This window comes from Paenibacillus sp. EB106-06-01-XG199, from assembly GCF_058791575.1.
The window spans coordinates 645,497-659,585 of the sequence record NZ_JBYTDQ010000001.1 but is presented as its reverse complement, the minus strand read 5'-3'; the positions used below and the strand labels follow the sequence as shown (position 1 = coordinate 659,585).

17 protein-coding genes and 1 pseudogene are annotated in these 14,089 nt (G+C 43.7%); 8 read left to right on the top strand and 10 right to left on the bottom strand.

Annotated features, from left to right (window positions below; all coding sequences use genetic code 11):
* The first annotated feature begins 84 nt into the window (after nucleotides 1–84).
* From AC3WT9_RS03375 to xerS, 4 genes are all read left to right on the top strand, one after another.
* Nucleotides 85–351, top strand: a complete 267-nt coding sequence (locus tag AC3WT9_RS03375; protein WP_492407272.1) for a hypothetical protein — start codon at nucleotides 85–87, stop codon at nucleotides 349–351.
* 515 nt (nucleotides 352–866) lie between these two features.
* Nucleotides 867–1,391 carry a hypothetical protein gene (locus tag AC3WT9_RS03370; RefSeq protein ID WP_492407271.1) on the top strand — a complete coding sequence of 175 codons (525 nt, stop codon included), beginning with the start codon at nucleotides 867–869 and terminating at the stop codon, nucleotides 1,389–1,391.
* Nucleotides 1,392–1,456: 65 nt separating this feature from the next.
* Nucleotides 1,457–1,729, top strand: a complete 273-nt coding sequence (locus AC3WT9_RS03365; protein ID WP_492407270.1) for a hypothetical protein — start codon at nucleotides 1,457–1,459, stop codon at nucleotides 1,727–1,729.
* 293 nt (nucleotides 1,730–2,022) lie between these two features.
* A complete protein-coding gene (xerS, locus tag AC3WT9_RS03360) occupies nucleotides 2,023–3,093 on the top strand; it encodes a tyrosine recombinase XerS (protein ID WP_492407269.1) in 1,071 nt (356 codons plus the stop codon).
* A gap of 802 nt (nucleotides 3,094–3,895) precedes the next feature.
* On the opposite strand, the gene AC3WT9_RS03355 is transcribed toward xerS, so the two are convergent.
* Complete coding sequence (locus tag AC3WT9_RS03355; RefSeq protein ID WP_341093530.1) at nucleotides 3,896–4,543, bottom strand: FusB/FusC family EF-G-binding protein; 648 nt, start codon at nucleotides 4,541–4,543, stop codon at nucleotides 3,896–3,898.
* A gap of 608 nt (nucleotides 4,544–5,151) precedes the next feature.
* Between AC3WT9_RS03355 and AC3WT9_RS03350 the strand changes: the two are divergent.
* A pseudogene (locus tag AC3WT9_RS03350) lies at nucleotides 5,152–5,630 on the top strand (SDR family NAD(P)-dependent oxidoreductase).
* 297 nt (nucleotides 5,631–5,927) lie between these two features.
* Here the strand turns inward: AC3WT9_RS03350 and AC3WT9_RS03345 are convergent.
* Nucleotides 5,928–6,272, bottom strand: a complete 345-nt coding sequence (locus AC3WT9_RS03345; protein ID WP_341378781.1) for a hypothetical protein — start codon at nucleotides 6,270–6,272, stop codon at nucleotides 5,928–5,930.
* A 136-nt stretch (nucleotides 6,273–6,408) separates the two neighbouring features.
* Between AC3WT9_RS03345 and AC3WT9_RS03340 the strand changes: the two genes are divergently transcribed.
* Complete coding sequence (locus AC3WT9_RS03340; RefSeq protein ID WP_341378783.1) at nucleotides 6,409–6,750, top strand: ribosomal protein L7/L12; 342 nt, start codon at nucleotides 6,409–6,411, stop codon at nucleotides 6,748–6,750.
* An 84-nt stretch (nucleotides 6,751–6,834) separates the two neighbouring features.
* Here AC3WT9_RS03340 and AC3WT9_RS03335 read toward each other — a convergent pair whose 3' ends face one another.
* From AC3WT9_RS03335 to AC3WT9_RS03315, 5 genes are all read right to left on the bottom strand, one after another.
* A complete protein-coding gene (locus AC3WT9_RS03335; RefSeq protein ID WP_341093536.1) occupies nucleotides 6,835–7,473 on the bottom strand; it encodes an ABC-2 transporter permease in 639 nt (212 codons plus the stop codon).
* A complete protein-coding gene (locus AC3WT9_RS03330; protein WP_341093537.1) occupies nucleotides 7,466–8,335 on the bottom strand; it encodes an ABC transporter ATP-binding protein in 870 nt (289 codons plus the stop codon). The genes AC3WT9_RS03335 and AC3WT9_RS03330 overlap by 8 nt, the downstream gene beginning before the upstream one ends.
* Entirely contained in the window at nucleotides 8,332–8,712 is a 381-nt protein-coding gene (locus AC3WT9_RS03325) for a GntR family transcriptional regulator (protein ID WP_038592576.1), read from the bottom strand. Before AC3WT9_RS03325 ends, AC3WT9_RS03330 begins: the two co-directional genes overlap by 4 nt.
* A gap of 164 nt (nucleotides 8,713–8,876) precedes the next feature.
* Nucleotides 8,877–9,557 carry a M14 family metallopeptidase gene (locus tag AC3WT9_RS03320; RefSeq protein ID WP_341378784.1) on the bottom strand — a complete coding sequence of 227 codons (681 nt, stop codon included), beginning with the start codon at nucleotides 9,555–9,557 and terminating at the stop codon, nucleotides 8,877–8,879.
* Nucleotides 9,558–9,726: 169 nt separating this feature from the next.
* Nucleotides 9,727–11,025 carry an alpha-glucosidase/alpha-galactosidase gene (locus AC3WT9_RS03315; RefSeq protein ID WP_341378786.1) on the bottom strand — a complete coding sequence of 433 codons (1,299 nt, stop codon included), beginning with the start codon at nucleotides 11,023–11,025 and terminating at the stop codon, nucleotides 9,727–9,729.
* 273 nt (nucleotides 11,026–11,298) lie between these two features.
* Here AC3WT9_RS03315 and AC3WT9_RS03310 point away from each other — a divergent pair, with 273 nt between their 5' ends.
* On the top strand, nucleotides 11,299–12,159 hold the full coding sequence (locus AC3WT9_RS03310) for an AraC family transcriptional regulator (RefSeq protein WP_341378788.1): 861 nt from the start codon (nucleotides 11,299–11,301) through the stop codon (nucleotides 12,157–12,159).
* 56 nt (nucleotides 12,160–12,215) lie between these two features.
* Here the strand turns inward: AC3WT9_RS03310 and AC3WT9_RS03305 are convergent, their stop codons facing one another.
* Nucleotides 12,216–12,476 carry a hypothetical protein gene (locus AC3WT9_RS03305; protein WP_341093545.1) on the bottom strand — a complete coding sequence of 87 codons (261 nt, stop codon included), beginning with the start codon at nucleotides 12,474–12,476 and terminating at the stop codon, nucleotides 12,216–12,218.
* Between the two features lie 369 nt (nucleotides 12,477–12,845).
* Between AC3WT9_RS03305 and AC3WT9_RS03300 the strand changes: the two genes are divergently transcribed.
* Nucleotides 12,846–13,067 (top strand): hypothetical protein, encoded by a 222-nt coding sequence (locus AC3WT9_RS03300; protein WP_341378790.1) that lies wholly within the window; start codon nucleotides 12,846–12,848, stop codon nucleotides 13,065–13,067.
* 73 nt (nucleotides 13,068–13,140) lie between these two features.
* On the opposite strand, the gene AC3WT9_RS03295 is transcribed toward AC3WT9_RS03300, so the two are convergent.
* Both AC3WT9_RS03295 and AC3WT9_RS03290 read right to left on the bottom strand, forming a co-directional pair.
* The gene (locus AC3WT9_RS03295) at nucleotides 13,141–13,464 is read right to left on the bottom strand and encodes a YolD-like family protein (RefSeq protein ID WP_341378791.1); all 324 of its coding nucleotides are present in this window, start codon (nucleotides 13,462–13,464) and stop codon (nucleotides 13,141–13,143) included.
* Between the two features lie 189 nt (nucleotides 13,465–13,653).
* A complete protein-coding gene (locus AC3WT9_RS03290) occupies nucleotides 13,654–14,052 on the bottom strand; it encodes a hypothetical protein (RefSeq protein WP_341093551.1) in 399 nt (132 codons plus the stop codon).
* Nucleotides 14,053–14,089: the final 37 nt, after the last annotated feature.

The following is a 14,089-nucleotide window of genomic DNA, read 5'->3' as shown; positions in this document are numbered from 1 at the left end:
TGTATGAGTATGTCATTTGGTTTTCTATGATAAAATAGAGAAATAGTGAAGTACTCACTTTAAAAATGCTGTGGAGATGATAACTTGAATAAACATTTTAATCCGTATTTTACTATTGATGAAACGATATATTTTACTGATAGAGTAGAAGAGGTATCTATCTACAAAGCAAATCAAAGCAAATTAGCTCAGGAAATCAGCACCTTACTAAATGAAGCATATAACGCTGCTTATCAGGACGGTCTTTCAGCATCTTTAAATGATCATAATAAAGAACTGATTCAAAAAACGATGATGTTAACAATCGAGAATTCACGATTAAAGAAACAATTAAATATTAAAGAAAAATAAAACAGAGCACCCATTCCGGGGTGCTCTGTTTTATTAACCCAATTTCTCATTACTTTTAATTTGAGTTGCTTGTTTTGATTTAGATTTTGTACTTTTATTCATTTTAACACTTTTTTGTAATGCCTCTAGTAAATCAACAACAACTTCAGATTCTTGAACTGGTTTAGAAACGATTTGTTGACCACCAATTTGGCCCTGTTGCTTTACCTATGAGAAGAGGGATTATAGAACGGTTTTTCGAAATTCTAGAAGAAACAGGTTTCCATCGGTTACCGAATACAACAGGAAGCAATCCAGATGATCCACGAAGAACTGAACCTGAAAAAAATGCGTTGAAATTTAAAATGACGTTTGAACATTTAAACGAGCTTACTGACGTACTGATTTCTGATTATAATGGTAGACCACATGGAGGGATCTATCACCAGTCACCTCTAGAGCTCATGGGAAAACGCTTAGATTCCGGTTTACTTCCGAGGTTGTTGGAAGAGGATAAACGAAAGGAGGTACTATTTATGCAAATTACAAAGCCATGCACAGTAAGAGGTTCTTTGAAATCGGGAAAGAAACCATACATACAGTATCAAGGTGTTGAGTACAGAAGCGACAAGCTTGCTGAATCCGCTCATCTGATTAATAAAGAGCTAATCATTCACGTAAATGTAGATGATTTACGTACATTAAGAGCATTTTTGCCAGATGGAAGTGAATTTGATTATTTATCTGCTGCAGGAAAATGGTCTTTAAGTCCTCACACATTACAAACACGAAAAGCAATAAATTCTTTAGTTCGCCGGCGATTGATATTTCTTACGACTTGGGATGATCCAATTTTTATTTACACTGACTATCTCATTAAGAGTGCAGCTAAGGGAAACCGGCGTGATGCTAACAAAGTTACTCAAGTAAAAGAATCAGCAAAAAAACAAAGCACGGTAAATGAACCCGATGGCCAATCCATTTCTATAGAGAACGCCCGGGAAAAAAATGCTGCCTTAGAAAGAGCCAGAGAACACGCAAAAAAAACAACAAGTGGATAAAGAATTCACTGAATATAAGGAGTTAATGAAGCTATATAAAACAAAAATTTAGATAGGAGATTTTTATGGATACTCCACAAATAAAGTATGGGACACCTCCGATTGAAACAGGAGATTACATTATTCCAACCAAAGAAGTTATACGGTTAATGGCAGGAATAAAAAAGATAGTCAATAATCGCTTACCTGGAATGATTGTATATGGAAGACCGAGAATCGGGAAGACATGGGCATTACGATTTGCAATGGATCATTTGCCCACAAGCTTTGGTGAACCCTTACCAATTCTTTTTGCAAACTGTAATTCTTACAGAGTTCTGAGTGAGGAGCGATTTTAATCAGACCTCCTTAATGATTTCGATTTCCCATTTGAGGCGAAGCGTAATCCATCAGAGTTACGCAGATAAATTGTCAATTTAATGTGGGAAAAGGCTGATAAAACAAAATTGCGTCGCTTAGTTCTATTAATGGATGAAGCCAATCGACTAACTGTTCTTGTCCTCCGACATATCTTCTTATATTGTATATATTTGAACCGAACTGATAATAATTACGTAAAATTCTGATTTGACGAATAAATAAACCAATAATATAATTTGACTAGTACTTGATTTCGTTCAAGGGGTGTAATATGGATAAACACGTGAAGCTAAATTACATGAAACGGATAGACGAAAAGCTGTTAGAATTACCTTGGTACGTCACTGAATACATAGACAGTCGTAAGCGGAAATTATCCCACACTACACTTTTAAATTATTGTCACGATTTCATTATTTTTTTTGACTGGATGGTTAGTGAAAATCTATCTGCAGATATGCGAATTAATGTAAGCCTATCACAACTTGAAACTTTGACGGTGCGCGAAGTAGAAAATTTCTTGTCTTTCCTAGAGTACAAGTTAGGCAATTCTAAAATAACAATAAATCGAAAGCTCTCCTCTCTAAAATCGTTGTTTGATTATCTCCAGAACAAAGCAGAGACTTCCGAATTGAAACCATATTTACAGCGAAATGTGATGGCCAAAATGGAATTGAATGCTGTTAAAGAAAGTCAGGAAACGATCGCTAACCGAATCGAAGGTAAGATACTACGGGACGACGATTTCGAATCTTTCCGAAAATTTATTGCACATGATTATGGAGAAATATTCAAAGCAAACAAACGAATTTATAATTTCCACCAATTTAATCGTGAACGGGATACTGCGATTGTATCCTTAATTCTGGGTTCTGGTCTTCGGTTATCTGAAGTTGTAGGATGCAATTTAGAAGATCTTGATATTCATAAAGGTCTGGTGAGAGTAATTCGGAAGGGAAACAAAGAGCAGTATGTGTATTTTAGTGAACAGGCTTTAATGGATCTTAATAATTATCTTGAAGTTAGAGAATCAAGGTATAAACCAGACAAAACAGCAACATATCTATTTATGGCTGCACCAGTTGGGCGTAAAGGGACAAACCGTCGCTTAAACCAAAGGTCTATTGAGAAACTCGTTGAAAAATACGCTATCGCTTTTGGCAAGCCAGCACTGACCGTGCATGCGTTAAGGCACTCATTTGCAACACGATATCATAAAGAGAATAATGATGTACCACGGTTAAAAAATCAATTGGGGCACTCATCAATACAGACTACGATGATATATACTCATTTAACTGACGAAGAGATGCGAATTGCAGTTAATAAGATGGATATGTAGAGTTTAGCAGTATAAAATGACACAAAGTCGCATACTCGCTTGGAGGAATGACACAAAGTCGCATACTCGCTTGGAAGAATGACACAAAGTCGCATACCTGCTTGGAGGAATGACACAAAGTTGCATTCTCGCTTGGAGAATGACCATGGGGTTATAGATAAATAATTCAAAAGCAAAAATACTTAGGAGTATTTTTGCTTGAAGAGCGTAAAGTATGCGACTTTGTGTCAAAAGGGTATGCAACTTTGTGTCAATCAACAGAAACAGGCTTCAAAAAGGCTGCTGCACTTTATGAGCTTACTTCTATAGACATATGTACAAAATACGGGTTTTGTGAATAAGTATCAAGTAAATAAACCGGACCAGTCTAATTCAAGCAGTTTTTGCATCTGATCCGGCTTATTTATGCCTGTGGTATTATATAAAGATATTTTACAACTCTTTATCATTTTTTTAGAATATTAATTTCTTTTACCTATGATACTTTTCATTTATTTAATGTGTTCATTCAAGACGATATTCTGTAATTAGACTGTACTTGGTTATGTAACTCGATTCGTCTGAATTATCAAATGAATTTCTCCGGATCTTACTTAATTCTGATCATGCAGTCCCAACTGCACGATTTGTGAATATTTTGAATTCATGTCAGGTATTTTAAATTCTTCATCCTTCTGCTGCCTAAACCAAAATTTCATACTGGTTGTAGCATGAAATATCTGTTTACGCGATCTAATATGCACTCTTATACACGGAATAAAGTAAAACAGGCTGCCTCTTGGGCAGCCTGTCGTAGTTAATGTTATTTCCGAACCGAAAAAATGAACTTCTCCAATGATCCTATATCGGTAATGCTCTGATTACAAGCATCGCTCTCCAGACATACGTACTGGCCAATAGAAGAAATATTATCCGGCGAAGCGTTCGCTGGCTTGGTCTTAACCGTGAGGAATGCAAGCTCTTGATGACGATTACAGAACAAGCAGTACCCTTTCTTGTTAGTGGGCGTGATTCTTCCCTCGATACCAATGAACTGTCCTTCGAACGGATAGACAATAAATAATTTGTTCGTAGCTATGTCTACCCAACTCAGATACGTTACATATCGGAAGTCGATAGATCCTAAGTCAGGCACCTTCAGCTTCTTATTCTTAGGGAATAGTTTCTGAATCTGCTTCAACGTAATCGGTGGAAATGGCTCCAGACAGGGTTCTAATGCGCTCAGGTATCTCTGGAAATCATATGCACTTTCGAAGGTCGTTATTTGTTCGAGCATTTGCTGCTGATCATTTGTAAGATCAGGAATGGCTTCAATAATATTCGCTGCTGCACGATATCTTACAGTCTTCAAGACGTTTCGATCCGCGACGGTTCGCAGCGTTTTCTGCAGAAAATCCGTTTGTTTCTTAATGACGTTATATTGATGGTTTCTAATAAATGGTGTATTCATAGCTCTTCAGCCCCTTATTTTTTATATAAAAAACATAAGGTGCAAAGCCTATTATTAGAAACGATAAAGTTAAGGTTGGGCGATCGTATCCATCCTACCGCCCCCACGCAAAGTATCGCCCCAGATTAGGCTTTGCATGAGGACTTCCTAGCTAATGAGCAATTCTGCTTTGCCATCAGTAAAACCCCCAATCAAATTCACATGTGAAAAGTATATCAAGAAACACCAGGAGGTGCAATTTCTCTGTTTCCCTCTCACCTATTTTATTACTAACACATGTAGCGGTATCAAGATAAAAATACTCCCCGCTCTCTTGAAAATGTACCTGTAAGCTTCAATTCCTCTCCGCTCTGCATGCTCATACCTCAGCTCAAATGGAGATAAGCTCTTTACAATAAAGGGACCGTATAAATTATGCGGTCTTTTTAGCATGTTATCTGTAATAGTCAATGAGTGCGTCACTCAAGCTTAAGCAGTAAGCTCGTTCAGAAGGGATATATTGAACGTGTGGTATCTGAAACTGACAGGCGCCAGGTGCACTTGAAGCTTGGAATTAAGGGGCAAAACGTTGTCTCCGAAGAGGTTGGGCACGGGTCGTTGATGAGACCTTGAAGGCATATGGCCACATCGACATTCTCGTCAACAACGCCGGTGTTTCTGACCCGACTCCATTTATGGAACAAGCCGTGGAACGCTGGGAGAAAACGATGGGCATCAATGTAACCAGCATTTTCCTTGGACAAAACGCAGTCATTCCGCACATGATCGCGCCGGCGGAAGCGGCACAGGTCCATACACTGCCAGTAAAGGTACCGTACGTATGTTGACCAAAGCTACTGCTGTAGATTATGCCAAGCGTAACCTCCGCGCCAATTCTATACATCCAGGCTATATTGAAACTCCAATGACCGAGGATCTGCTCAAGGATGAAAAAATGAAGCAGTGTTTCTTCGCACAGACTCCGCTTATGCGCCTGGGCACAGCTGAGGACATCGCCAAAGGCGTTCTGTTCCTGGCTTCGGATGATTCCTCCTACATTACAAGTGTTGAGCTGCAATTGACGGCGGATACTACGCCAAATAAATAATTATTGGGCGCGATTCTGTCCTCCACGGCTGCAGGTTCCGGCGGCTTACCTTGAGTCGATCAGCGCCAAAGACCGCCAATAAGGTGAAGCTGGAACTGGCCGATGGGAGCATTGTGCTCACCTGTATGTCCCTCTCCCCAAAATGACGGAGAAATCTGTACGGATCAAGGGATGGCATTGAGCAGAACAATACGTTGCCCAGTATCTAATTAAATAATTAAATAGTCACATAGCAAAGTGTCCTCCTGAGACGAGTATCGTCTCCCCTGTAGGACACTTAAATCTTGTGATGCACCGCTATACCGCCAAATGTACTGCACCGTCTTTGTAAATATCTACTCTTTGCGCGCAGAGCAGCATGCCCAGTCCATTAGCTTGACCTTTTTCTCTTAAGTCCCTCTCTCTGCGTTCCCAGATTTCCCTGTCATGGATAATGTCATATAAATAGTAGCTCTCGGATTTAGCACCTTCCATCTCTTCCACGAAGATGAAGCTGCCTGGAAAAAGTGCCTTGAACCACTCAATAGCTTCCGTATGTGAGCTGAATACAGGGAGATCCTGTTCAAACCGCTCCGACAAATAACGTTGCTTCAGCCTGCCGATTCTTACGTAATAGTCATCAAGCGTTTGTGAAGTAATCATATCAAATCCCCCTTATGCTTCACTAAAAACTTTTTCCAAAAATATCATGTTCTTCAGCAGAGGGATATGATATTCTTCATTCTCGGGCACCAACAATCACTGGCACCACACCATTTATAATAGGGAGGCTATCTCTTTGGAAAACACGGATTGGATCTCACTCGCGGCAATGGTATTCACGTTGCTGCTCATGCTCAGGGTAATCAGTCTCAATAAGCGAGTCAACGAATTGCAGTCACAGCTGGAACGGATCGGCAGCCGGTCAGCGATGGATGGAGGTTTTATCAAGACGGGGATCGCTGCCCCGACGCCGCAATTTGTGCAGAATATGGATTTAATGCCGGATTTGGAGAACAGGCTGCGCCTGCTGCTGGCCGAAGGCAAGAAGATACAAGCCATTAAAGTACTTCGTGAAGCGCGGGACTTATCCCTAAAGGATGCCAAAAATTATATTGATGATATGGAGCGGGGGAAATAAGAAAAGCAGTACCCCCTGAATCAGAAACGGCTGCGCCTTCCTTAAAGGAATGGCGCAGCCGTTTCTTTGCAAGTATAAATAATCCTATATATCCTTACTCGAGAAGATACGTAACGAAATCAGATAAGAGCCAAATAGGATAATAATATAGGCCAGACCGCTGATAACCGGGATCAGAATGCTCTCGGTCTTGCCCGTGGTGACCCAGTTCGCCAGATCAGGTAACCATGTCATGAGCTTGGTCAAAGCGGCGAAATTAAGCATAATTAACATGATGAAAATAAAATTGACCACCTGAGTCCCTTTTTGGCCCAGCCAGTAGTGCAGCGGCAAGTACACTGCGGCTAGCAATGGGAAGCTCGCAATGCACAGGGCAAGCTCTCTCCAGGCAATAGGCTCTGTGGCCCGCCCGGCAATGAAAGCAACACCATACAGCAGCAAGGTACAAGCTAAACTGAGCAGGCAAGAAGGAAGCAGCACCAAATATTTGGCCATTACAATCTGCTGCCTCGGCATAGGAAGACTGATCAGGAATTTCTGATTGTTCTGCTGCACATCCACTGTACATGAATTGATTAAAATCAGCATGGCCGGAAACAAGGCGAACATGGTGTAGTTGTCAAAGTTGGTGTAGCCCATAATGATATAGTATGGAACAAGCAACAGCAGGAATTTTTGCAACAACATGAAGTCTTTACGGATTAGATACAGCGAGTTATACATGCACATCACATCCTTTAACAGTAAAATACATGATTTCCTCCAGCGTTGGCGTCTCACAAATTGCATTATCCTTGAAGAAGCGCTCCCCCTCTGCCCGGTTCCCGACCAGACCCTCGAAGCCGAGCGCACTTTCCCGAATCCCAAGGAACAAGCGGCGGACATCGCGGTCAAGCAGCTCCTTGCCGCCTTTGACCAGCAGATATTTCTCAGTCAGCGCTTCCTTCATCTCATTGAAAACTATCTTCCCGTCATTGATAAAGACGATATAATCGGCAATCCGGTCAAGATCTGTTGTGTTATGCGTGGAGAACAGAATCGACTTCTTCTCATCCTGGATATGTTCAGTGAGCAGATCCAGCATTTCTCTGCGGAACACAGGATCTAGACCCGATGTAGGTTCATCCATAATGAGTAAATCGGCTCCATGTGATAAAGCAATTGCCAGCGAGAATTTAATCTTCATTCCTTTGGACAAATCCTTAATCTTCTTGCCTGGCGGAAGCTTGAACAGCTCCTGGTATTTCAAGTATGTATTCTCATCCCAGCGGCTGTAAAAAGGAGCAATAATCTTCTTCATCTGCTTAACGGTAAGCTGCTCGTAGTAAATATTCTCATCTGACACATAACCGATTCTGCTCTTGATGTCCGGTTGATGCTCCTGGTTATCAAGCCCGAATAGGGTGATCTCTCCCTGATCCGGATGAACCATGCCCATGATCATTTTAATCAGCGTTGTTTTGCCTGCTCCGTTCGGGCCGATCAGACCGGTAATATACCCTTCCTTCATCGCCAGTGAAATATCCTGCAGCGCAAAACGGTCATAATGCTTGTGCAGGTGATTCAGCTCTATACAGTTACTCATCCCTTCTCCTCCTCATATAGCAGTTTCAGCATGTCCACAATCTCGGTGTATTGGAGTCCAAGCGCCCTGCTCTCATCAATGACTTCCTTCAGCTTAAGCTCCATAATCCGCAGCCGCTGCTCCTTGATAAATTCCTGATCAGCCCCGGACACAAAGGAACCCTTGCCGACGATGGAATTGATCAGCCCTTCTCTCTCCAGTTCCTCGTATGCCCGCTTCGTCGTGATGACACTGATCTGCAGCTCTTTGGCCAGCAGGCGGATAGACGGCAGCGGTGTCCCGGATACCAATTCACCCTGTAGAATCAGTTGGCGGATCTGCCCCACAATCTGGGCGTATATCGGCTCACCCGAGGTACTCGAAATCAAAATGTTCATGTTGCTGCACCATCATCCTTTTGTAACAATGTAGTTAGTGTATATATGTAATATATACATTATATATAAGCATGTCAATAATATCCTATTATAGGATGCAAACAGGCTGAACCCTCAATTGCTTGCGGGTTCAGCCTGAAGTGAACAGTCTCTTCTCATCATCTTCAACCAATAAATCCGGTTGTTCTTAAGAAATGGCACACGATGTCCAACTGGTACCCTACCCGTAAAGAGAAGTCCAGACTCCAGCAGGTCTCAACGGTGACCGCCTTCGTACCGAGAATTTCCTGAACCGCCTTCCGCGAGGTTCCATTTCGCTCACGCCGCCGGATATTGAAATGATAGGAAGACTTAGTTATGGACCGATTCATTCGTTTAACGATTTGCTTAGCCACTCTAGCTGTACGGCTTCCTGGGCTAATAATTAAAGTCTGGCCAACCCGTTTGGGATTTTTTTGTGAAAGTCCGTTCGCTTCATGCAGATCCAGATACCACGAAGGGCCATGGTGCTGTGCCAGCTGAAATAAGGCTCCTGCCAGCGAATGGCTGGCCTTCGATTTACCACGGTAAGGAAAGGTCCGGTTTAAATCCGGCTTGCCTCTGATCTTCTTACGGTAAGCCTTTTTATTCACCAGAGGGACTATAATAAGTCTGCCTTTTAGGAGGATCAGTTCTCTGCGGGTGAACATTCCCGCCAGATTTTGCGCTGCACGGATGCTGGCCGGTTCATTCCCGTGTATTCCAGACACCACCATAAAGACCGGGCCGGGACGTGGGCCACTTACGATATAATAGGGAGTTGCATAAGACGTATCTGGCGCAAGCATACTTTTCTCGACGAACACCAAATCTCACCTCCGGAGCGGTTCCGTAAATGAATATCTATATATAAGTATTCGTATTGCTGCTTAAAGTTTGGACACTCCGGGAAAAACATCGTCCATTAGCCTCAGCAGGCTCCTGTCTAGACACAAAAAGCCCGGTTTCCCGGGCTCTGTTAGTCATACTTTTATGCTATTGATACTGCGGGAGCCAGTCGCCGTGGGCAGCTATCAATTCATCACACATGTTCACAATATCATCCATCGACAGCTCTGCCGCCGTATGCGGGTCTAGCAGGGCCGCGTGATAGATATGCTCTTTTTTGCCGGTGATTGCCGCCTCGATGGTCAGCAGCTGTGTGCCTATGTTCGTGCGGTTCAGAGCGGCGCATTGCGGAGGCAGATCCCCTACAAAGGTAGGTGTAACCCCGCTGCTGTCCACTAGACATGGAACTTCGACACAGGCCTCCCGTGGCAAGTTGGTGATCAGCCCTGTATTCATTACGTTTCCGCCAATCTTGAACGGTACATTTGTCTCGATTGCTTCCAGAATATAAGAGGCATATTCATGCGAGCGTTCATGCTGAAGCTCGTGGTTGCCGACGAGTTCCTCACGCAGCTGCTGCCAGCGGCCAATCTGCTCCACACAGCGGCGCGGATATTCGTCGAGCGGAATCTGGAAGCGTTCGATCAGCTCCGGGTAGTTCCTTTTTATAAAATAAGGATGGTATTCCGCGTTATGCTCAGACGATTCTGTAATGTAGTAGCCGAACTTCTGCATCATTTCATAACGTACCATATCTGTGTGAGGCTCCAGCTGTTTCTCTGCTGCACGGCGCTTAATCTCCGGATAAAGATCCTTCCCGTCCTTCGTGACCTCCAGCAGCCAGGCCATGTGGTTGATTCCGGCGATCTTCGCCTGCACTCCCGTCTGGTCGATTCCAAGGTGGCCAAATAATCCGGGGATACACTGCTGCACACTATGACACAGTCCTACTGTCTGCACACCGCCATAGGTGTTCATTACATTCGTCAGAACAGCCATTGGATTGGTATAGTTCAGGAACAGCGCATCCGGGCAGACCTCGCGTACATCCGCAGCAAAATCCAGCATCACCGGGATGGTGCGCAGATTGCGGAAAATACCGCCGATGCCCACCGTATCCGCAATTGTCTGCCGCAAACCGTATTTCTTTGGAATTTCAAAATCGGTTATGGTGCAGGGATCGTAACCTCCGACTTGAATCGCGTTAATGACATACTTGGCGCCGCGCAGCGCTTCTTTACGGTCGGAGTAAGCGTTAATCCTGCATGTGCTGCCGCTGCTATTCTTAATGGAGTTAAGCATGTTCTCTGAGTCCTTTAGCCGCTGATGATCAATGTCGAACAAGGCAAGCTCGAAACCCTGCAGCGCCGCTGTCGCTATGCAGTCACCCAGAACGTTTTTGGCGAAAACAGTGCTTCCTGCACCGATAAATGTAATTTTGGACATGAACAATACGCCTCCTGTTGGTTGCGGTAAGAATGCCTGCCTTAAGCAAATAAGGAGTTTATGCAGTGGTGAATAGGGCAGATGATTGCAGTAATGGCAGTCATTATCCGCTGTTTTCTTGCTATATTCACTATAAATTAGAACGCCGGAAATGAGTATGGAGAAATACAAGTGAGATATGGATCTTTGTTGCATTTGGAATCGTGATGTAGTAGCCTGAGATTAATTGCAATATCAATATGACTCAGTCATTTATGTATGGGAGGCCCATCAATGAATCTCGAACATTCGTACTTCACTGCCAGCTTTAATCTCGTACCAGAAGAGCAAGACATGGCCGTATTATTCAGTGGTGAAGGCAGACCCGTACCCGGTCACAAGATCGGCCCCTCAGTGCATGATTATTTTTTGATCCATACCGTGCTGGATGGTGAGGGCTTCTTTCAAAGCGGGAATGTCTCGCTGCACTGCCGGACCGGAGACACGTTTGTTATTTATCCGGGGTCCCTATTCAGTTACCAGGCAGACAAGGACAGCCCTTGGCACTACGTATGGGTAGCCTTACAGGGTGAAGCTGTTGCGGCACTGCTCTCCGATGCCGGGATTACCAAGGAACGTCCGCTGCTGCATTCGGGGAATACCCGTGAGCTGCACAGCCTGTACGAACATATTCGCTTGGCCTTCCAGCAATCCCCTTATCCCCGCCTGGAAAGCCTGGAGGCCTCCGGCTGGACCCGGCTGCTGCTCCACCAGTTTGGTCTGGCCAACCTCAGTGTCCTTCCAGCCCGTCCCAAAGAAATGCCTGAGGTCATTGACCGCCAGATCGACCAGGCGATCCGTTGGATCTCGCTGCAGTTCCACCAGCAGATCAGCATCGACCACATGGCGGCGACGTTGGGCTATCACCGGGTGCATCTGTCCAAGGCATTCAAACAAAAGACCGGTTTGTCTCCCAAGCAGTATCTGCTGAAGATGCGGATGGACAAAGCCAGGGAACTATTGGGGGGAACACTCACCATCGATCAGGTGGCCTCATCCGTCGGATTCAACGACGCCCTCTACTTCTCTAAGCAGTTCCGCAAATACACTGGCATGCCGCCGAGCGAGTATCGCGCCGTTCTCCGTGAGAGTTAAGGGGAAATGCTGAACAACCCTGACGGAATTCACCGGCAGGGTTGTTTTAAAACCTATTACTTTCTTACCGTCTTGTCAACATATTGACCTGTCAATGGATCATAGTGAGGACGTTCCCCGGCGATCTTAAGCTCAATTCGTTGCACCGAATACAGCAGCTCCCCGAAACCGATAAAAAACACGCCAATCAGGCAGGACCAGATGAACAGATAGATACCGGCAGATAATGTACCCATATTCATGGCGACAGGAATCGAAGCAATCAATCCAAGAACAATTATACCGCCGCCTAAATATTTTAAATGTTCGCCTTTCATTGACTTCCTCCTATCTGCAGAACAGACTCATTATAATTTGTTGAAATTCATCCCGATTAGACCTGCGACAAAACTAACCAGCAAGTAGACAATGATCATCACAAGCGAAACTTTAAACAGGTTAACCGAGCTTTTCATTGTTTACTTCACCTCCTGTTAGCCCGCCTAATGGGTTTCTTATTTATCCGATGAAAGAAAATGAAATCCTAAATTATTCCAACGGCTACTCGTGCTAATTGTAGTGTTTCAATACCTTCCCGTCAATGTTGCTCCTTGCAGCGTATTAGTTAATTGATGCAATTAGGGTGATGCGGTATACTGCTGTGTAGACTTTATACTAGTGCAGAAAAGATTAAGGAGGTTGTCTAATTGAAGGAGATTCGTATGCAATCAAAAGACCGCGCCGTAAGCTTCAGACTCATTGAAGAGTCTGGAGAATTTATAGTGTTTGACATGTCATTGTCTGGCCCTGCGCGGGATAGAACAAGCTACAGCGGAACAAGTTTTGAAGCGGCCTGGAAAGCTGTCGAGGCTATAGTAGGGGTAACGGCTATACCGGACGAATTCAAACCATATGCAACATTGAAGTAACAAGCAGAACGCAATTTTTTATGACATGAACATATAAATTTTAAAGAAAGGGTCCCAGGATTGGGACCCTTATTTATGTAGTCGCTTGAATAACATCGTCAATCATAATCCAATCATATTCAAACTCAATCTGTAATTTGACCTGTCGCATTTGCAGGTCCACTGACATGACAACGCCCCTGATCTTATGATCTTTCTCTGGATCGAACAGCGTGATCGTGATCTGTTCGTTGTAACGCTTGGAATAAGCAAGCACTTGATCTATCAGCTCCCATTCCTGAGCATCGAGCACGGGTTTGCTTCGCAGGCGCTGTCTTTCTTCATCCTGGATGATCCGGCGCTTGTGCTCCGGAGTCATCACCCGGCTGCAGTCGAATATGCTGTCAAATTTCTTCATGTTGTCTGACCTCCTCAGTCCCTATAAATAAGAACACTTGTTTGTATTATAACCATCTTAGAGAAATTAAAGCAACGGAAAAATCCGCCAGTTGAACACTGGCGGACTGAGAGCTAAACGTTATTAGATTGAATATTACACCAAGAAAGGTATGCCCGATTCACCGCGACGACCAGGTTATGGGGACAATTATTTCATGTTCTCCACCGGCAGATTCATAACGAAGTACTGAATAGCCAATTCTTTTTCAATCGTCTTCAATACATCTTCTTTCGTACTCTCGTACACAAACGTTTCCTGCTTTAAATAAGTCAATACAATATTGCAGCTATGGTCAAAACTGGCGAGAGCTTTGCTGTCTTTCTCTTCAAGCTCCAACCGCATTTGGGTAACCAGAATCAAATATTCTTCAATCAAAGCCATCCGGTACGCATCTTTCAATACGTCAGCTTGTCCCCAAGCATACATGCCCCCCTCTATTACTTCAGAAGAGTGCTCCACATACTCAAGACTTGAGTTCAATAGCAGCAATTCGATCCGTTCAAGGATTTCATGATAAATCCCTTTGATAACATTCCTTGTATCCACAGCCATTCACCTCTCCAACTCCATTTTTCTGAGAAAA